Origin of the sequence: Alteromonas halophila, from assembly GCF_014651815.1 — a bacterium.
Lineage (GTDB): Bacteria > Pseudomonadota > Gammaproteobacteria > Enterobacterales > Alteromonadaceae > Alteromonas > Alteromonas halophila.
In genome coordinates, this window is sequence record NZ_BMXP01000012.1 from 22,244 (window position 1) to 41,224 (window position 18,981).

The following is an 18,981-nucleotide window of genomic DNA, read 5'->3' on the forward strand; positions in this document are numbered from 1 at the left end:
CGTAAACGATGCATTAAAGCAGTCACGTTGTCTATGAAACAAATACTCGATAAATCGCTGGCAGGCAGACAGTTGCCTAAACACTGGCCCAACTGGCTTTCCCGGTTTAGCGCCTGGGTTTTGTTTCGCCGCGGCTGGCGGGCAGAGGGAAATCTGGCTAACCGCCGTAAACTGATCATCAGCATCGCACCGCACACCTCCAACTGGGACTTCTTTGTGGGTCTGTTTGTACTTTTCACCTTGCGTCTTAAAATTTCCTTTTTTGGTAAACACAGTTTGTTTATTCCGCCAATCGGTGGCTTGCTGCGCTTTATTGGCGGCATTCCGGTTGAGCGGAGTAAGGCTCACGGCATGGTGGGGGCCATCGCTGAAAAAATTCGTGCGGCAGAGACTATGGTGCTGGTGCTAACGCCGGAAGGCACCCGCAAGCCGGTATTCCCGTGGCGTAGCGGGTTTATTCAGATAGCCCGTGCCGCGCAGGTGCCAGTACAACTGGTCGGCTTTGATTATAAAAAGAAAACGATAGTGTTTGGGCCCGTCATCGAGCAGGTTGAAAATGTCGAACAACAGATGCAAACAGTCTATGCATTTTATGCTAGGGTTTGTGGAAAATTTCCAGGCAATTGCTTAATTAAATAAAGGGAGCGCTCCTCCGTGAAAGACTTAGGGTTCACCACCCGACAGGTGCATGCTGACAGAGTATTAAACCAGCCCGCAGCTGGCGCGGTACATACACCAACTACAAATTCGGTGTTGTTTGAATATAAAGACGCGCAAGGCATCATTGATGTTTTTCAGGGGAAAGCACCTGGCCACGTTTATGGCCGTTCTTCCTGTCCGTCCGTTGCCGCCTTGCAGGATATGATCAATCAGCTTGAAGATGGCATTGGCAGTCTGTGTTTTGCAACCGGCATGGCTGCGATTAGCAGCACCCTGTTTGCGCTGTTCAGGCAGGGCGATCACCTCATTGTCAGCGAATACCTGTTTGGGAATACCCGCAGCTTTTTTGACACACTCAGTGATTTCGGTGTGCAGATCACCTATGTCGATGTGACCTCAGTGCAGGCCATCGAGGACGCTTACCAGCCCAATACCCGCGGTGTCTACACAGAAACCGTTGCTAACCCGGTCACGCAGGTTGCGGATATGCAGGCAATTGGCAAGTACTGCAAGCACCGTAATATTCTGTTTATGGTGGATAACACCATGACGCCGCCACCACTGACGCATGTAAAGCAATTCGACGCGTCGCTGATTTTTTGTTCACTGACAAAGTACATTGGTGGCCATGGCAACGCGCTGGGCGGGGCTGTTACCGACACTGGCTCCTATGACTGGCAGAACTTTCCTAATATTGCCGAGGCTTACCGAAGCGCAGAGCCAGCGCAGTGGGGGCTGACCCAGATCAAAAAGCGTGGATTGCGGGATTTAGGCGCAACCCTTTCCGCAGGTGCCGCACATGCGTTGTCGGTGGGTATGGAAACCTTGTTTTTGCGTCTCGAACGCAGCTGTCGCAATGCGCTGAAGCTTGCCACATTCTTAGAAACGCGGCCCAAGGTGAAACGGGTCTATTACCCTGGCATGTCCGATCATCCCCAGCACTTTATCGCCCGAGAACAACTTAATGGCTATTATGGGGCAATTTTAAGCCTTGAGCTGCATGATGAGTATGATCCGGTTGCCTTTATTAACGCGCTTGAACTGGTCATTTGTGCAACGCACCTTGGCGATAACCGCACCCTGGCGCTGCCGGTAGCTGCCACTATTTTTCATGAGGCTGGCGAACAGGGCCGTGAAAAAATGGGGATCGCTGAGTCGCTCATTCGAATCAGTGTCGGCATTGAAGATACTGATGATCTTATCCGGGACTTTGCCCAGGCGTTGGAATCACTGTAGCGTACTGATAACAAAAAGCCCCGCGTGAAGCGGGGCTGTATTTATGTTAGCGCCTCTGACTACTGGTCAAAGCCCAGCGTGACCTGACCGCGCAGCTCGCCATCCGGGAAGGCGTCGGTGTGGAAGTTGGTGTAGTAACCTGCTGCTTGCATGGTCTCGATTTGGCCGTCAGTGAGCATGGTGTTATCAGGCACAAACCACATCCCCATGCCATTGCTCTCAAGCCCGAATACGACACCACCGTTGCTACCCGCTTCACCTTCATGCAGGTGTGCCATGTTCGGCGTGATATCAAACACGCTGACCTGACCGCGCAGTGCGCCCGTGTCAGTATTTAGCGTAAATGCACCGTAACCATAAGCACTGGTGGTTACCGCCGGTACTTCCTGATCACCTGTTGCCGTGATCCCATAGACTTCAATATTGTCCGGCGTGATCTGGCCACGTATTTCGCCATTGGGAAAGGCGGGTGTATGGAAGTTAGTATAGTGACCGCCTGACAGCAACCGTGTTGCCACTTCGCCGTCCAGTGCGATGGCACCATCAGTCATCCACACGCCATCCATCTCGCTGTGTTGCATCAGACCCACCACGACGCCACCGGTTTCGCCTGCATACCCGGTATGAATATGCGCGGCAGTCGCATCGTCGATGCCTTCTGTGACAGCGGTAAGCATGACACTGTCACTGGTAGTGTCGTACAGTGCGTAGCCATAACCCATGGCCATAGAATCGGTAGCCAGCACTGATTGTGCACCGCTAATAGGGAATGTGACAACGGCGGTAGTGTCGGCAACAATCTGACCGCGTACTTCGCCCGACGGGTAAGCGTCAGTGTGTACGTTCAGGTACCACTCGCCGCTGGTCAGGTCTTCCAGCAGCTCTGGGGTAAGCATGGTTTGCTCTAGCACAAACTCACCGTCGCCGGAAGCGGTCAACGGAAAGGCGACATCGCCATTCATGCCAATGTCACCGTCATGCACGTGCGCTGCGTTGGCATTTTCAACCATTGAGGCGTCCAGGGTTATGCGAAACGCGGGGAGATCTTCATCGATTTCCACCATCGCGGCAGCCATTGTCATGACATCTACGGCCGGTACTTCCTGATGTCCGGACAGGCTGACTGAGTAGGTCATGTCAGCCTCAAAGGCAGGTGCGGGCGGCGCTAAATCGTCCTGCAAAATAAGCTGCGGCAAATCACCTTCCATATCACCGTTTACGGCGACTGCCGTATAAATGCCGCCATTATCAAGCGTCAGCATACCCGTTTCGATCGCTGCAGTTTTGGTACCGGTGGGGGTAACGGTGATCACATACTCGCCTTCGGCGAGGCTCACATAGCCGCTATCCGCCAGATCGCCGGTGCTGTACTGGATGTTACTCAGTGCGGGGTCGACACCATCAATGTCACCATCGCCGGTAACATACACATCTACTGCGCCCGCAGCAGGGGAGGCATGGACGACCCGCACCTGCGCCTCAGTAGCAATACTGCGCGGCATATCGGTCAGCAGGTCGAGTTCAGGACTGGCCAGCGTATTGTTGGCAACCGCTGTATAAAACATGCCTTGTTCAAGAGTTACTTCGGCATCGTCGACTGCGACAATGCTGTTGTCTTCATCGGCTACTATGTCAATCAGATAATCCCCCGGCATGACATTCAGGTAGTCTGTCGCCGATGGAAAGCTCAGTCCGTCAACCAGCGTGATCTCGTTATTAGCAATGACATCTACTGCGGGCCCATCGCTGATCCCGTGGACTACACGAATATCTGCCGTGGCATCCATATCATAAAGCTTCATTGCTTCTGTGCCATCGGCCACAAGTAGCGTGACAGGCGAGTCACCGGTTGCCACATTATTTGTTGCAGCAATCAGTAAATCTGCACCATCAGCCAGGTTTACCGTGCCTGAGTCATAGACAACATCTGTTTCGCCGGCTGGCGTAATGCGGATCCGGTAGTCACCCGCCGTGATCTGTTGCAGGTCCGTGGCATCGGTGAAGGCCGCGGTTACCAGAGGCTGCTGACTGCTTAAGTCGGCGTCCGGTGCAGTGACATAAATGTCAACGGTCGGTGCCATCGAAGCGGCATGGACAATCTGGACCTGCGCGTTACCTGCGTCCACTGCGGTTTCAGTGCTACTGACAGGCAGCAACATTAAACTGTCATCGCCCACATTACCGACGGCGAAAAAGTCATAGTTCATATCGGCCTCAAGCACTACGTCTGCCTGCAGGACTTCTGCATCGTCGCCGGGCAGGTTAGCTGTCACGCCGACATCGTACTCACCGGTTTCCACTTCAAAACGACCGGATGACATCTGGTAATCGACCATTTCAAGGCCGTTGAGGATATCGTCATTCGCAGTAATATCGACGGTGGGGGCATCGGAGGCAGCATGAATCACCCTGACATTGGCGTATTCCGGATCAGCAGGTGGGACCGGATCCGGGCTGGGTGTTGATGTATCGTCGTCGTCATCCAGCCAGCAACCGGTTAACAGGACAGGGGTGACAAAAGCAGAAAGCAGTAGTTTATTGCGTCGCATCGGCGAGTCCTCATCATATCTGATTTTCAGAGTCGATTACGCCGGGGTATTATTTGCAGATCGTAAATTGACTGTTACATTTATGTAATTTTTTATTAACGTTGATTAATCTAAATAATAGAACTAACTAGCCGTATAAATGCAATATTAATTCTTAAATATAGAAAATAGTATAGCCAGTACTGAATTGTGAGGAGCATGATATGAAAAAGGTACTGGTTGTTTATTCAAGTCTGAATCAGGCAGACGGTAATTCTACAAAAATTGCGCAGACTTATTTGTCAGCGCTCAAGGCGTCGCAGTCTGTCACCGTGACCGAACGTGATTTAGTTGAGATGTCGCTGCCACATCTGAGTGCAAAAGAAATGCAGGCCTGGTCGGTCGCGGCTTCGCAACGCAATGCGGATCAGCAAGCGCTCGCTGCGATGTCAGACACGCTGGTAGCAGAGGTGCAGGCCGCCGATGAAATTATACTGGCCGTACCCATGTACAATTTCGGTATTCCTTCACTTTTGAAAGCCTGGCTGGACCGAATTGCACGTGCAGGTGTCACGTTTAGGTACACAGAAAACGGCCCTGTTGGTTTGCTGGAAGAAAAAACTGTGACGGTGCTTGCTGCCCGGGGCGGCATGTATGCAGGTACAGACAAAGATAGGCAAAGCGCGTATTTACAACATTTTTTCAGTTTTATCGGCATTGATGATGTACGGATGGTCTATGCTGAGGGGCTCGCGATGGGCGACACAGCGGCCAGACAAGGTTTTGATCACGCTAATGCAAAAATTATTGAACTAACTGCTTAAGTGGTGGACTAAATCTATGCAGTTAGCAAAAAGTGTTATGAATGTGCACGCTGTACATTCGCTTTTCCGCTAAAGTGTGTTCCAAGTTGAGTGTGCTTGATTGCCCCGCGAGTTTCGCGGGGCTTTTTTATGGGAGGATTATTTCGCGATCACGCGCTCGACATCAGCTACCAGTACATCGTCAGTCGGCGTTACTTTGCTGCCGTAATGCTTCACAATATTGCCCTGTTTATCCACCAGGTATTTGTTAAAGTTCCAGGACGGTGCCTTTCCTGTGGCTTCTGCCAGCATACGATACAAGGGGTCGGCGTCATCCCCTTTGACATCAGTCGGTTCAAACATCGGGAACTCTACGCCGTAAGTAAGCTCGCATAACTCCGCGGTTTTCTTTTCACTTTTCGCTTCCTGGTTAAATTCGTGAGAGGGGAACCCAAGTACCACAAAATCTTTATCCCGGTACTTGTCATACATGGCTTCAAGGCCTTCAAACTGCGGTGTGAAGCCACAATAACTGGCGGTATTCACAATCAGCAGGGCTTTTCCTTTATAAGCCTGACACAGGTTTACCGTCTCCTGAGAGTTGAGCTTGCGCTTCATGAACTTGAGCACATCAGGACAGGTGCTGGCACTGGCTGAGCCTACTGTCAGACCGGCAAGCAGTGCTATAATGGTAAAGGTACGTTTCATAGTTTTTCCTTTGCAATTACACAATCACGCGTTAAGGAAGATGCGGATAAGTCTATCATCACTCAGCAAGTCCTGAAGTGCGTACTCGCAAGGCAGGTTTCGCGGGCAATGGCCGAAGCTCCTGGTGAGAAAGCCTTCCTTAATCATACACCAGCTTTAAATCATAAGGTCATTATTAAATGGCTTTAATTTCCACTTGCGGGCTGTCTCGATAAGTCGCCAGGTTTAAAAGGTAAGCATTGACCATGTGATGTTGCTAGTGCGTATAATGGCCGGGTAGGTTAATAAATCAGTACGGGAAATAATGAATAAGATCACCTCGTTTTTACTGGCTGCGGGCCTTACTACAACACTCTGTGCCTGCGCCGCCACTTCGTCCCCAACCGCCTCCTCCAACACGTCAGCAGTCACGCCTGTCAGTGCAGAGGACGCACAGACGATTACGCCTGATGTAAGCGCATCGGCTAATACGGGAAACACGATAACGCTTAAACAGATCATGGCTGATCCGCAATGGCTTGGCCGTCAGCCCGAATCAATGGGCTGGTCAGTGAATGGTGACTTTCTGGTCTATGAACGTGAGCGTCAGGACAGCCACCTGAACACCGTTTATGCTGCACGCGTATCGGCGCCACAGGACGCCGACGACGTTGCACTGAATGAACTGCATCGCTTTCGGTTTGATGAAAAAGCGGTCAGTAATGATGGCCGCTATACGGCATTTCGGTTCGAAGACAGCATTTATGTGATGATGGCCAATGATGAGCTGGTGCAGCTTACCCGTGGCGGGAGCAGCCTCAGACATCTGTCATTTATGACGGATAATCGTCTCATGGCGCAGTCAGGCAATGCGATCATTGCAATTAATCTGGTTACCGGTCAGCGTGAAGAGCTTGTTAGCTGGGCGTTTTCAGAAGAACCAAAAGCCGTTGATGAGCCTAAAGACTATATTGCACGTGAGCAGCAGTCGCTGATTGACTATATTGCCAAAACCCGCCAGCAACGCCAGGCGAGTGCCGATCAGGAAGAGGCACTGGCAAAAGCCAACCGGTCCGTTGCGCCCACACCGTTTTATTTTGATGCCGGTGACCGACTCGTTGCGGCTACCGTTTCACCAAAAGGCAATCAGGCGCTGGTGGTTACTACTAAAGATGAGCCATGGCGCGATGATACCGATATCATGCCACACTATATTCAGGAAGATGCCAGAATAAAGGGTGTGCCAGCGCGCCGCCGTGTGGCAGATGCCGAACCGGTAAATCACACACTGTGGTTACTTGATCTTGAAAGCCAGACAAAGCACGAGTTGTCATATACGACGCTGCCAGGCTATAACGAAGATGTACTGGCCGGGGTAAAAGCTGAAAACGCAAAAGCGAATGGCGAAACCTATGAGGTCAACCGTCTGCCGCGCGAGATAACGTTGCTGCAAAGCTGGTACTGGTCAGAACCCTCAATTCGCTGGCATCAGAACGGTAACCAGGTCGCGGTAATGTTAGAAGCCTGGGACAATAAAGATCGCTGGATCGCTACTGTTGATTTTGATAATCATACGCTGGTGAATCAGCATCGTCTGCATGACGATGCCTGGGTAAATTATCGTTTTAATCAGTTTGGCTGGCTGCATAACGAGGAAACCTTATTTTACCAGTCAGAGCATACCGGTTACGCGCACCTGTACCTGCAGACGCCGGGTGAGGCACCGCGAGCGCTGACAAGTGGTGCCTACATTACCGATTCGCTGACCCTGACCCGCGATGATAAGTGGCTGTATTTTACCGCCAATAAGACGCATCCGGGCGTGTACGAAGTCTACCGGGTAAATACCAATAGCGGTGATATACAGGCCATGACCGCGCTTAACGGCATCACCGATTACGTCTTAAGTCCCGATGAGTCTCAGCTACTACTTACCCACAGTAAGGTGACGCAGCCGCCGGAGCTATATCTGAAAGCTGCCAACGCATCGGCGACAGCAACCAGGATTACCGATACTGTCAGTGACAAGTTCGACGCGTTACCATGGTCGGTGCCGCAGGTTGTGCCAATTAAATCATCGCACACCGATCAGCCAATTTATGCCCGTGTGTATCTGCCGGACGACTACCAACAGGGCGAGCCGCGCCGGGCCGTGGTGTTTAATCATGGCGCCGGGTATCTGCAAAATGCGCATCTTGGCTGGTCCGGATATTTCCGCGAATTTATGTTCCACAGCATGCTGGTGCAACAAGGGTATGTGGTACTGGACATGGATTACCGGGCGTCTGCAGGTTACGGACGCGACTGGCGTACTGCCATTTATCGCCAGATGGGCACGCCCGAGGTGCAGGACTTGCAGGACGGTGTTGACTGGCTGGTTGATAACGCTAACGTGGCCCGCGATCGTATAGGTACGTACGGTGGCTCTTATGGCGGTTTCTTAACCTTTATGTCGCTGTTTACCGAGCCAGACCTGTTCCAGGCCGGTGCGGCACTACGTCCGGTAACCGACTGGGCACACTACAATACGGGGTATACTTCGAATATTCTCAATACACCTGATGTGGATCCCATTGCTTATGAAAAAAGCTCACCCATTTATTTTGCAGAAGGGCTAAACAAACCGCTGTTAATCAATGCGCCAATGGTGGACGACAATGTGTTCTTTCAGGACACTGTTCGCCTGGTACAGCGGCTGATTGAGCTGGAAAAAGAAGACTTTGAAACGGCCATTTATCCGGTCGAGCCGCATGGTTTTGTGCAGCCCAGCTCCTGGCTGGACGAGTACCGTCGGATATATAAGTTGTTCGAAGAGAATTTATAAACGCATGAGGCAGGCCACGGGCCTGCCTTTTTTATGATCTGGTCTTTGTCAGGCGCCACATCAGGATAAACAACGCCACACCACACACCGCCCCATAAAGGTGTGCATCCACCGCAACGGTGGCATCAATCAGACTGGCCACATCATTACTGCTGCCGTTTACCTGCTCATAGCCAATTTTTATCGCGACGCCAATCAGTAACAACCAGCCAGATTTTAAGCCCTGACGAATATCCATGCAGGCGCCCCAGGTGAATAATCCATGCAACGCGCCGGATAGGCCCGCGTACCAAATCAGATCCTGGGAGAGAATGTAGAGGCCGCCGCTGGTTCCCAGACAACACCAGATTAAGACTTTAAAAAAGCGGCCAATACGGTAATAGTCGCCGTGCAGTGCCCACAACAGGGTCAGCCCGGCCAGGTTAAGCAAAAGGTGATAGCCGTTGGTATGCACCAGATTACCGGTGAGCAGCCGCCATGTTTCCCAGCCTTCAATGGCGTAGCGATCATACGCTAACCAGTCGCCCGAAAGCGGTTCGAAAAAGAAGGCCAGGCTGCTTAGCAGCGCGACGAGAAGTGGCCCGCCACTATGGACAGGTGAAAGGGGGAGCGCACGTATCATTGATAGTTATTTTCAGTTACGTCATTTGCCCGTTATCATACACAAATCAGATAATTTGACATCCCAGCTGGACGGTTGCACGTAAGGTGGGTGACATATCTCTATGTAGGGAGTAGCTATGAGCCTCATTCAGGTAAACCAAAAAGACCAGGTTGTGTACATTCAGTTGTCACGGCCAGAAAAGAAAAACGCGCTGACCCGCGAAATGTACCAGTTAATGGCCGATGCACTGGATAAGGTGCAGCAGGACGCGTCGGTAAAAGTGGTCTGCATCCGCGGTGAGGGCCAGTGTTTCACTGCCGGCAATGATATTGGTGATTTTGCCAGTAAGAAAGACACTGAACATGTGTCTGAGACAGCCGCATTCATGCGTGCACTGGCAAGTTGTAAGAAGCCCGTTGTGGCGCAGGTCGAAGGCATGGCAGTGGGGATCGGTACTACGTTGCTGCTGCATTGCGATCTGGTTTACAGCGCGCCAGATACCAAATTTGTTCTGCCTTTCATTAATCTTGGCCTGGTGCCGGAGTATGCGTCCAGTTATCTGTTGCCACGCCTGGCCGGACACCGTAAAGCCAGTGAATGGCTGATGCTCGGTGAACCCTTTAGTGCCGAAGAAGCGAAAACCTTTGGCATCATTACCGACATTGTTGACGGGGAACACCTCGACGCACACGTAGAGCGTATCTGCAGTAAGCTGGCCGCGAAACCGGCATTTTCGCTGAATCATACCAAGTCACTGATGCGTAACGATGACGATGCGGTGATGCAGCAAATGAATGAAGAGCTGGATGTCTTCATTGAAGCAATGAATACCGAGGCTGCTCAGGAGGCGTTCGACGCGTTTCTGAACAAGCGCCCGATCAATCCGGAAAAATTCAAGTAAGGATCATTATGCGTTCAACCTTAGCCACGCAGACGCGTGCTTTTGCAGGCGCCGTACTCTGCCTGTTGCTCATCACGTCACCGGTTACTCAGGCACAAACCAGTGAGAGGGAAGACAGAGAGCCGGAGGCCGCCACTGGCTTTGACCGGAAATCGGCGTTCACAGCCGATGAGTTTATGGTGGTCGCAGCGAACCCTTATGCAAGCTGGACTGGCAAGCGGGTGATAGAGCAGGGCGGCAGTGCCATTGACGCTGCCGTAGCGATTCAGGCCATGCTGTCACTGGTTGAACCACAGTCCTCCGGGATCGGCGGCGGCGCGTTTATTCTGTACTGGGACAATGAGAATAAAGTTCTGCATACCTATGATGGGCGGGAGATGGCTCCTGAAGCCGTGAATGCGCATTGGTTTATGCAGGGTAACCAGCCCATGGACTGGCTGGATGCTGTGGTCGGAGGTAAGTCTGTGGGCGTTCCTGGCGCCATAAAAGCGCTGGAGGTAGCCCATCAGGACTTTGGCAGCCTGCCATGGCGCGACCTTTTCAACGATACGATTAAGCTGGCCAAAAAGGGGTTTCCGGTGTCGCCACGCCTGGCAAAGCTGGTGGCCATGGATTACCACCCCGGGCTGAAGGAGTTTGCTGCCAGTTCTACGTATTTTTTCCCCGGCGGTATGCCGCTGAAAGAAGGCTATGTGCGCACCAACAGTAAGCTGGCTAAATCACTGACCGGTATTGCAGAGAATGGTAGTGACTATCTGTATACCGGGCCGCTGGCAAAAAAAATTGTCGAGGCGGTCAATGGTGCAGCGATAAATCCGGGACAGTTAAGCCTTGATGATCTGGCAAACTACAAAGTGATTAAACGTCAGCCTGTGTGTGGTGATTACCACACACGGCGGATCTGTGGCATGGCGCCGCCGAGCTCCGGCGGCATTAATGTCTTTCAAATCCTGAAGTTATTAGAAGATAAGTCGCTTAGTCAGTATGGCCCCGGCTCGGTAGAGTTTGCCCATCTGTTCACCCAGGCCAGTGCACTGACCTATGCGGATCGCGAGCGCTATGTGGCGGACACTGACTTTACAAATCTGCCGTATGCGGCACTGATTAATCCTGCATACCTGAAACGACGCAGCGAGCTTGTCCGCACAGATCGTAAGTGGCAGCCAGCGCGCGCGGGCGCCCCGTATGCTCAGGCCCAGATAGCCACGGGTATGTCAGGTGAACAGCCCAATACGTCGCACATATCTATTGTCGATAAGCAGGGTAATGCCGTTTCCATGACCACCAGTATCGAGTTTATGTTCGGCTCAGGGCTGATGGTCGGTGGCTTTATGCTGAATAATCAGTTAACCGACTTTTCTTTCCTGCCGACCGAACACCGCTTCCCGGTCCTTAACCGGGTTGAGCCGCATAAACGGCCGCGCAGTGCCATGAGCCCGACCATGGTGTTTGACAGTAACGGAGAGCTGGAGCTGGTGGTCGGCTCGCCCGGCGGCAGCCGGATCATCAGTTACGTGGCACAGACGCTGATTGGGGTGCTGGATTTTAATCTGGATATACAGCAAGCCATTAATATGCCCAGGATCACTAACCGTAACGACTACACCGCGCTGGAAGCGGGCACGCCGGTCACGCAGTTAGAAGGGCCATTACGCAAACTGGGGCACAAGGTCAGGGTGCAGGATCTTAACAGCGGGTTACATGGCATTCAGTTGAAGGATGATTCGCTGATCGGTGGTGCGGATCCGCGTCGGGAAGGTATCGCTGTGGGGCAGTAAGCCCCACGTTTACTGCATCGCTTCTTACAGAAAATGGTCAGGGTGGATTTTGGCAACTTTCCAGTCGCCTTTTTCCCTGACCAGATCCAGACTGCGGATATCTTCTATCTTATCCTCACCGTACGTGCCACTAAGAAACAGGGTGATTGTGGCCTTTTCGGCATATTCGCTGCGTGCGACCCGGTTACTTTCCTGCGGTTTAATGTCCACGGTATCATATTTAAGATCAAGTAAGTGGCGCTGAACATTGCGGTTGGTGTGGTAGTTAGTAAGAATACGACCAAGACGTTCGGTGCTAAGGGCAATGGCCGAATCCAGCGTGGGTTCAGCATAAATTCCTCGCATAAACCGCACCGCCGTATACTCCGGTGAGCCCTCATCCAGCATGCCGTAACGGCCAAGACGTTCTTCCTTTTCCTGCTTCTCACAGCCGCTGATGACAAGCAACAGCATTAGCAGCAATGACGCGATGGGTTGGTTTTTTTGCATAGTGTGAATAAGGGCAATGCCCGGTCAGAATTAATTGCGCTAAGACTACCACTCAAGCTATCTGATTTTCAAAATAAAAAAGCGAGGCATGGCCTCGCTTTGTCTGCTATTTGAAGCGCTATAACTTTACTGCACTTCTTCCTGGTCCGAAAATTCACCGGCAAACAACGGGCTGCTGAGATACCGCTCGGTACCACTGGCCAGCAGGACCACGACAGTTTTGTCTTTGTTTTCCGGACGCTCTATGAAGCGCTTAGCGGCTACTACTGCAGCACCAGATGAAATACCGGCCAGAATACCTTCTTCTTTCATCAGACGGTGACACATTTCCATGCATTCTTCATTGGTGACCTGTTCAACCTCATCCACCATATCAAGATCCAGGTTGCCGGGAATAAAGCCCGCACCAATCCCCTGAATTTTATGTGGACCTGGGGTAAGTTCTTCACCATTTTTAGCTTGCGTAATAACCGGTGAATCAGTCGGTTCAACGGCAACCGAGGTGATGGCCTTACCTTTGGTATTCTTGATATAGCGACTTACACCAGTGATGGTGCCGCCTGTACCAACACCTGCAACAAAGGCATCAATGCTTCCGTCGGTATCCTCCCAGATTTCCGGGCCGGTGGTTTTTTCATGGATGGCAGGGTTAGCCGGGTTGTCGAACTGTTGAAGCAGCACGTACTTATCCGGGTTACTATCGACAATTTCCTGTGCCGCCGCGACAGCGCCTTTCATGCCCTTGGGGGCTTCAGTCAGCACCAGGTTGGCGCCAAGGGCTTTAAGCAATTTACGACGTTCAAGACTCATGCTGCTGGGCATGGTCAGGGTCAGCTTGTAGCCGCGAGAGGCCGCGACAAAGGCAAGGGCAATACCGGTATTACCGCTGGTTGGCTCAACAATTTCCTTGCCTTCGGTGAGCACGCCACGTTGCTCTGCGTCCCAGATCATGCTTGCGCCAATCCGGCACTTTACACTGAAACTGGGGTTACGGGATTCCATTTTCGCATAAACATTGCCGCCTGTTACGCGGTTTAACTTAACCAGTGGCGTATGGCCAATTGACAGCGAATTGTCGTCGTATACTTGCATGATTCATCCTTACTCGTTTATCTACCCCTAAATCTGGGTGCGAACGGTGATTCTTCAACCCGTGCCAGTATAATAGCTAACTATTCACAACCTGAATTGGGGTACTTGTATTAACCCTTATATGATTGGTCTGAAATGCGAAAATGAAAAGTCTTTTTTCGCTATATGTTATGGTTATTTTAAACAGAAAATCTTCCCTAAGGAGAACTGATGGCTTTTGATGGTACGTCGAATTACATTGCGACCAAGGAACTGCGACTGGCGGTAAACGCGGCAATGACACTGGAACGCCCTTTATTAATCAAGGGCGAGCCGGGCACCGGCAAAACCATGCTGGCTGAAGAGCTGGCAACAAGCCTGAATACCGAGCTTATCCCCTGGCATATCAAGTCGACGACCAAAGCGCAGCAGGGCCTGTACGAATACGACGCTGTATCTCGGCTGCGTGATTCGCAGCTGGGTGATGATCGGGTACACGATATTTCAAACTACATTGTTAAAGGTAAGCTGTGGCAAGCCTTTGAGGCAACCGAGCGCCCAGTGCTGCTGATTGATGAAATCGACAAAGCCGATATAGAGTTTCCAAACGATTTATTGCTGGAGCTCGATAAGATGGAGTTTTTTGTATACGAAACACAGCAGCAGATCGTCGCCAGGCAACGGCCCATCGTCATTATCACCTCCAACAATGAGAAAGAACTGCCGGATGCCTTTTTACGCCGCTGTTTTTTCCACTACATCCAGTTCCCAACGCCGGATGAAATGCGTGACATTGTCGATGTTCACTTTCCAAACCTTAAAAAGCAGTTGCTTGACAGTGCGCTGAACGCGTTCTTTGAAGTCCGTGAGGTACCGGGGCTCAAGAAAAAGCCGTCTACGTCAGAACTGATTGACTGGCTGAAGCTGCTGGTGGCAGAAGATATTCCCCCCGAGGCCCTGCACGATAAAGAGGGTAAAACGGCGATCCCGCCACTCTATGGCGCATTGCTGAAAAACGAACAGGACATTCACCTGTTTGAAAAACTGGTGTTCATGGCCCGTCGCTAATGCTGATTGATTTCTTTTTTACGCTACGCAAATACCGGCTGAAAACCAGCCTGCGCGAACTGCTGGATCTGCTGAACGCGTTGAAACATCAGGTAGTGTACGCCGACATTGATGCGTTTTATGCCTTGTCACGCACCATTCTGGTTAAAGATGAAAGTCAGTATGACAAGTTCGACCGTGCATTTGCCGATTACTTTGAAGGTGTGTCGTCGATTGATCTGTTCGGTGAGGAGATCCCGGAAGACTGGTTACGTAAGGAACTGGAGAAGACGCTCACTGATGAGGAAAAGGCTAAACTTAAAGCAATGGGCGGTCTCGATGAGCTGATGGATACGTTAAGAAAACGCCTGGAAGAGCAGCAAAAACGCCATCAGGGCGGCAACAAGTGGATTGGCACAGGCGGCACTTCACCCTTTGGAGCCTACGGTGATAATCCCATGGGCGTACGCATCGGGCAAAAAGGCAACCGCCGTTTCTCTGCTGCCAAGGTGTGGGACAAGCGTGAGTTTCGTAACCTGTCAAGTGATGTGGAACTGGGTACCCGAAACATCAAGATGGCACTGCGTAAGTTACGCAAATTTGCCCGCACCGGTGCCAGTGAAGAACTCGACATGCCAACTACCATTGGTGAAACTGCCCGCAAAGGCGGAATGCTGGACATCCACATGACGCCAGAGCGCCATAACGCGGTTAAAGTGCTGATGTTTTTTGATGTCGGCGGCTCAATGGATCCTTACATCAAAACCACACAGGAGCTGTTTTCAGCGGTGCACGCGGAGTTTAAATATCTTGAGTATTTTTATTTTCACAACTGCGTGTATGAAGAGGTGTGGCAGGACAATGCGCGACGCAACACGCAGCGTATTCCGGTGTGGGATATTATTCATCGCTATGGCCCAGACTATAAGGTTATTTTTGTGGGTGACGCGACCATGGGGCCGTATGAGATCACGTACCCGGGCGGCAGTGTCGAGCACTGGAATGAAGAGCCGGGCAGTGCCTGGATGCAGCGACTGCTTAACCATTTTGGCAAAGCCATCTGGCTGAATCCGCAGGCTGAGCAATACTGGCCGTATTATCACTCCGTCAGTATCCTAAAGGAGATAATGGGCGATCGCATGTTTCCGCTGACGCTGGAGGGATTAACTGACGGCATAGCCACACTGAGCAGGTCCAGGTGACCCCACGGGCGCTGGTGCTGGCGGGTGGGGCTGGTAGCCGCTACACGACAGGCAATAAGCTGCTGAGCAAACGTGCAGACGGTACCCTGCTGCTCGCTCATGTGATCAAAGCGCTGACACCGCTGGTAAACGACACGCTGGTCGTCACCGGGAAATGGCATGAGGAGCTGCAGGGCATACTGAATTCGCTGCCGGTTCGTGTCAGCTACAACGGTCACTGGCAGGGCGGTATGGGTTTTTCTCTGGCTCATGGCATAAAGGAGATTACGCAGGCATGGCCAGACACCTCACACGTACTGGTGTGTGTCGGTGATTTGCCGGCCATCAGTACTGCGTCAGTACAACCGTTGCTTGACGCAGCGAGACGTTCGCCGGGTATGATCATTGCCAGTCGCTGGCACAACGCCGAAGGGGTGCCGGCGGTGTTTCCTGAATCCTGCTTTGCCGAACTGCGCAGTCTGCGTGGGGACAGTGGCGCAGGGCGCATAATCAAACGTACGCTGGCGTTGTCACCACCGCAATGTCGGGCTGTGCCACATGCCGAGGCCGGCTGGGATATAGACACAGAAGATGACTGGCAGCGTACTCCCTCTTCACTCCCTTGATATTTGCGTGTTTGCTCCCACTTATTCTGTTACCTGAACTTAAGCGTCGAATAAGTCACTGTCTGCTAAGTAGTATTCGACGCTTGTTTAACAGCTAAGCGCCGCCAGACGGCACCTGGTCATCCCCGCTACTTATGTGCCGGAGTCACGCATGCAGTCAATCAGTCTTAAACACGCAATCGTTATCAGTGTCTGCGCAGTTTCCGCGTTGTGGGTGATTCAGTCGGCTGGCGTGTTATTCAGTCTGCCGCTTAATATGCTGGGAGTTGTGCCCTGGGCGTGGGAGCGCAGTTACGGCATTTTAACCTCGCCGTTGGTGCATGGCTCGTATGAACACTTATTTCACAATACTCTGCCCCTGATTGTACTGGGCTCCATGTTACTTTATGGCTACCCAAGCAGCCGCAACAAAGTATTGCTTAGTGCCTGGCTATGCTCCGGGGTTGGCGTGTTTCTGTTTGGCCGGGACTCTGTGCATATTGGTGCGAGCGGCATCAGCCATGGCCTGTTTTTCTTTTTATTCGTCGTCAGTATTCTGCGTCGCGATAAACGCTCGGTCGCGCTTATGATGATTGCCTTTTTTATGTACGGGGGCATGATCATGACAATATTCCCGCGCGATCCATCCATTTCCTTTGAAGCGCATTTCTTTGGTGCAGTAGGCGGTGTCGTGGCAGCATTTTTATGGTGGCGGCGCGATCCAAAGCCTGACGTTAAACGCTACAGTTGGGAAAATGAAGAAGAACTGGACGATCCTGTCATTGGCGATGCATGGAAGCAGGACGCGGATGATGAGCGCCGTGAACAACAATAATAGGGCCGTCCGACAGGTCGAGGGAACAACAGTGCGTGCGATACTTTTTATATGGCTGGTGCTGACGGCCCCACTGACTTTGGCGGCGATGACCAAAGCGCCCGATAAGGAAACGCTGATAGAAAGGCACGAAGTCAGTTCGGTGATACAGCAGAGTATCGACAGGATCCGGCAGTATTATCTGCTTGATGAAAAGGTGCCTGACATTACCCGCGCACTTGAAGCGCGTCTGCAGGCCGGTGATTTTGATCGCCAGTTTCAGTTTGGTCATTTGCGCCAGCAACTGGAGCACCTGCTGCATCAGGCCAGCGGTGACAATGGTTTCACTGTCCTGCAGCGGCCAGGAATAGAGAACGACCCAGCTATTCAGCCGCTGAACTACCCCGGTACAATTGAAACGCGAACTTTGTCCGATAGGGTTGGCGTAATTTCCCTTACCGGAGATATTGATTATGACCATGCCAGCGAGGACATCAGTGACGCAATGCGTGCGGTTGCTGGCTGCAGAGCACTCGTGATCGATCTTTCCAGAGTGGCGCGCGGCAGTATTACGGCAGTCCATCACATGCTAAGCCACTTTCACTCGCCGGGGGCTGTGCTGGGCGAGCTTTGTTTCGCAGGTGGCCGTACCGAGCACCTCACGGCGTCACCTGTAACTAACGCCGTCGCACCTGCAACACCGGTGTATATCGTGAATTCTGCGTTTGTGAATGGTAGTTGGGAATGGTTTTCCTATCTGTTAGGAGCGTCGGGCAACGTAACAATTGTAGGGGAACGTACGATGGGCGTCGCAGTCCTGCCCGATACCTTTGCGCTGTCCGAGCATGTAAGTCTGCGGGTTCCCCGGGCTGTCTTTGCACACCCGGTGTCGGGCGATAACTGGCATGACTGGGGCGTTGATTCTGACTATCAGACAGACAACGCCAGCGCATTGGCGCAGGCCATCGCGCTGGCTGAAAAGAACATATAAATTCATTGTCCTGCCATAGCCAAGGCGATAAACCCCTTCAAAATAAGGCTTTAAGCGTGACTGTCGTATTGGTAACGTAAGGGTTACGTAGTGATGTCGTAAAGGAAAAACGGGTTTCCGGTTAGATTGTAATACACAGGATACGGACGGGGCAGTGACTGCGTGTTCGTCATCCTGATTACGGTTGAGCCGACGAGGAAACTCTGCCGTGCTTGTGAAAATAAATGCAGAAAAGCTAAAGCAATTACGTGATCAGCGTTGCTGGTCACAGCAACAACTTGCCGATGTTTCAGGGTTGAGCCTGCGAACAGTTCAGCGTATTGAGGCCAGGGCGGTGGCATCCCAGGAAAGTGTTAAATGCCTGGCCGCCGTCTTTGAAACAGATACGCAGGCGTTGCTAGCTGTATCGCCCGAGCCGCATGTAGAGGTCGATAATCACGACACTGTATGCAGGTTAAGCTCTGGCAATTGCGAGGAGGACGACAGCGTTACTCAGCGAGCAGACAAGGTAGCCAGGCGCAAAGCATTCAAAAAATTATACGTGAGCTTTGCACTGGTGTTTGTCTCTCATCTGGCCGCGTTTTTCTGTATTTTTGCCGCGTTTAATCAAAATGAGATCACTGAACACACCTTTCAGCTTCTCAAAAACACGGTTTCAGTAGCACTGGTGGTGTCTGCAATAGTGCTGTTATGGCGCGACAGGCAGTTAAAAAAGAAATATTACGGCGGCTCATCTTTGTTTTAACCTGAATGAACGGGGGC

The 18,981-nt window shown here is 51.8% G+C and carries 17 protein-coding genes; 12 read left to right on the plus strand and 5 right to left on the minus strand.

Annotated features, from left to right (window positions below):
* The first annotated feature begins 33 nt into the window (after positions 1-33).
* Both IE054_RS16255 and IE054_RS16260 read left to right on the plus strand, forming a co-directional pair.
* Entirely contained in the window at positions 34-639 is a 606-nt protein-coding gene (locus IE054_RS16255; protein WP_189408178.1) for a 1-acyl-sn-glycerol-3-phosphate acyltransferase, read from the plus strand.
* A 15-nt stretch (positions 640-654) separates the two neighbouring features.
* Positions 655-1,896 carry a cystathionine gamma-synthase family protein gene (locus tag IE054_RS16260; protein ID WP_189408179.1) on the plus strand — a complete coding sequence of 414 codons (1,242 nt, stop codon included), beginning with the start codon at positions 655-657 and terminating at the stop codon, positions 1,894-1,896.
* A gap of 59 nt (positions 1,897-1,955) precedes the next feature.
* Here the strand turns inward: IE054_RS16260 and IE054_RS16265 are convergent, their stop codons facing one another.
* Complete coding sequence (locus IE054_RS16265) at positions 1,956-4,445, minus strand: CHRD domain-containing protein (RefSeq protein WP_189408180.1); 2,490 nt, start codon at positions 4,443-4,445, stop codon at positions 1,956-1,958.
* A 203-nt stretch (positions 4,446-4,648) separates the two neighbouring features.
* On the opposite strand from IE054_RS16265, the gene IE054_RS16270 reads away from it, so the two are divergent.
* On the plus strand, positions 4,649-5,248 hold the full coding sequence (locus tag IE054_RS16270; protein ID WP_189408182.1) for an FMN-dependent NADH-azoreductase: 600 nt from the start codon (positions 4,649-4,651) through the stop codon (positions 5,246-5,248).
* Positions 5,249-5,386: 138 nt separating this feature from the next.
* Here IE054_RS16270 and IE054_RS16275 read toward each other — a convergent pair whose 3' ends face one another.
* Positions 5,387-5,935: a glutathione peroxidase gene (locus tag IE054_RS16275; protein ID WP_189408184.1), complete on the minus strand. Its 549-nt coding sequence runs from the start codon at positions 5,933-5,935 to the stop codon at positions 5,387-5,389.
* Between the two features lie 304 nt (positions 5,936-6,239).
* Here IE054_RS16275 and IE054_RS16280 point away from each other — a divergent pair, with 304 nt between their 5' ends.
* Positions 6,240-8,738 carry a S9 family peptidase gene (locus IE054_RS16280; protein WP_189408185.1) on the plus strand — a complete coding sequence of 833 codons (2,499 nt, stop codon included), beginning with the start codon at positions 6,240-6,242 and terminating at the stop codon, positions 8,736-8,738.
* 31 nt (positions 8,739-8,769) lie between these two features.
* On the opposite strand, the gene rrtA is transcribed toward IE054_RS16280, so the two are convergent.
* Positions 8,770-9,357 carry a rhombosortase gene (gene rrtA, locus IE054_RS16285; RefSeq protein WP_189408259.1) on the minus strand — a complete coding sequence of 196 codons (588 nt, stop codon included), beginning with the start codon at positions 9,355-9,357 and terminating at the stop codon, positions 8,770-8,772.
* 121 nt (positions 9,358-9,478) lie between these two features.
* Here rrtA and IE054_RS16290 point away from each other — a divergent pair, with 121 nt between their 5' ends.
* Complete coding sequence (locus IE054_RS16290) at positions 9,479-10,243, plus strand: enoyl-CoA hydratase (protein WP_189408187.1); 765 nt, start codon at positions 9,479-9,481, stop codon at positions 10,241-10,243.
* Positions 10,244-10,251: 8 nt separating this feature from the next.
* Positions 10,252-12,021: a gamma-glutamyltransferase gene (gene ggt / locus IE054_RS16295; RefSeq protein WP_189408188.1), complete on the plus strand. Its 1,770-nt coding sequence runs from the start codon at positions 10,252-10,254 to the stop codon at positions 12,019-12,021.
* Positions 12,022-12,045: 24 nt separating this feature from the next.
* Here the strand turns inward: ggt and IE054_RS16300 are convergent, their stop codons facing one another.
* The gene (locus IE054_RS16300) at positions 12,046-12,510 is read right to left on the minus strand and encodes a hypothetical protein (RefSeq protein WP_189408190.1); all 465 of its coding nucleotides are present in this window, start codon (positions 12,508-12,510) and stop codon (positions 12,046-12,048) included.
* 126 nt (positions 12,511-12,636) lie between these two features.
* The gene (gene cysK, locus IE054_RS16305) at positions 12,637-13,602 is read right to left on the minus strand and encodes a cysteine synthase A (RefSeq protein WP_189408192.1); all 966 of its coding nucleotides are present in this window, start codon (positions 13,600-13,602) and stop codon (positions 12,637-12,639) included.
* A gap of 210 nt (positions 13,603-13,812) precedes the next feature.
* Between cysK and IE054_RS16310 the strand changes: the two genes are divergently transcribed.
* The 6 genes from IE054_RS16310 (at position 13,813) to IE054_RS16335 (ending at position 18,964) form a co-directional block, all read left to right on the plus strand.
* On the plus strand, positions 13,813-14,649 hold the full coding sequence (locus tag IE054_RS16310; RefSeq protein WP_189408194.1) for an AAA family ATPase: 837 nt from the start codon (positions 13,813-13,815) through the stop codon (positions 14,647-14,649).
* Positions 14,649-15,830 carry a vWA domain-containing protein gene (locus IE054_RS16315; RefSeq protein WP_189408196.1) on the plus strand — a complete coding sequence of 394 codons (1,182 nt, stop codon included), beginning with the start codon at positions 14,649-14,651 and terminating at the stop codon, positions 15,828-15,830. Before IE054_RS16310 ends, IE054_RS16315 begins: the two co-directional genes overlap by 1 nt.
* Positions 15,827-16,435, plus strand: coding sequence for a nucleotidyltransferase family protein (locus tag IE054_RS16320; RefSeq protein ID WP_189408197.1), 609 nt, complete (start codon positions 15,827-15,829; stop codon positions 16,433-16,435). The genes IE054_RS16315 and IE054_RS16320 overlap by 4 nt, the downstream gene beginning before the upstream one ends.
* 151 nt (positions 16,436-16,586) lie before the next feature.
* Positions 16,587-17,249: a rhomboid family intramembrane serine protease gene (locus tag IE054_RS16325; protein WP_189408199.1), complete on the plus strand. Its 663-nt coding sequence runs from the start codon at positions 16,587-16,589 to the stop codon at positions 17,247-17,249.
* A gap of 31 nt (positions 17,250-17,280) precedes the next feature.
* A complete protein-coding gene (locus IE054_RS16330; RefSeq protein WP_189408201.1) occupies positions 17,281-18,219 on the plus strand; it encodes a S41 family peptidase in 939 nt (312 codons plus the stop codon).
* Positions 18,220-18,427: 208 nt separating this feature from the next.
* Positions 18,428-18,964, plus strand: a complete 537-nt coding sequence (locus IE054_RS16335; RefSeq protein ID WP_189408202.1) for a helix-turn-helix domain-containing protein — start codon at positions 18,428-18,430, stop codon at positions 18,962-18,964.
* Positions 18,965-18,981: the final 17 nt, after the last annotated feature.

Excerpts from the sequence above, each read along its gene's own strand:
- IE054_RS16255 (WP_189408178.1), top strand. The coding sequence starts at position 34 with ATGAAACAAATACTCGATAAATCGCTGGCAGGCAGACAGTTGCCTAAA.
- IE054_RS16265 (WP_189408180.1), bottom strand. The coding sequence starts at position 4,445 with ATGCGACGCAATAAACTACTGCTTTCTGCTTTTGTCACCCCTGTCCTG.
- IE054_RS16270 (WP_189408182.1), top strand. The coding sequence starts at position 4,649 with ATGAAAAAGGTACTGGTTGTTTATTCAAGTCTGAATCAGGCAGACGGT.
- IE054_RS16275 (WP_189408184.1), bottom strand. The coding sequence starts at position 5,935 with ATGAAACGTACCTTTACCATTATAGCACTGCTTGCCGGTCTGACAGTA.
- IE054_RS16280 (WP_189408185.1), top strand. The coding sequence starts at position 6,240 with ATGAATAAGATCACCTCGTTTTTACTGGCTGCGGGCCTTACTACAACA.
- IE054_RS16290 (WP_189408187.1), top strand. The coding sequence starts at position 9,479 with ATGAGCCTCATTCAGGTAAACCAAAAAGACCAGGTTGTGTACATTCAG.
- ggt (WP_189408188.1), top strand. The coding sequence starts at position 10,252 with ATGCGTTCAACCTTAGCCACGCAGACGCGTGCTTTTGCAGGCGCCGTA.
- IE054_RS16300 (WP_189408190.1), bottom strand. The coding sequence starts at position 12,510 with ATGCAAAAAAACCAACCCATCGCGTCATTGCTGCTAATGCTGTTGCTT.
- cysK (WP_189408192.1), bottom strand. The coding sequence starts at position 13,602 with ATGCAAGTATACGACGACAATTCGCTGTCAATTGGCCATACGCCACTG.
- IE054_RS16310 (WP_189408194.1), top strand. The coding sequence starts at position 13,813 with ATGGCTTTTGATGGTACGTCGAATTACATTGCGACCAAGGAACTGCGA.
- IE054_RS16315 (WP_189408196.1), top strand. The coding sequence starts at position 14,649 with ATGCTGATTGATTTCTTTTTTACGCTACGCAAATACCGGCTGAAAACC.
- IE054_RS16325 (WP_189408199.1), top strand. The coding sequence starts at position 16,587 with ATGCAGTCAATCAGTCTTAAACACGCAATCGTTATCAGTGTCTGCGCA.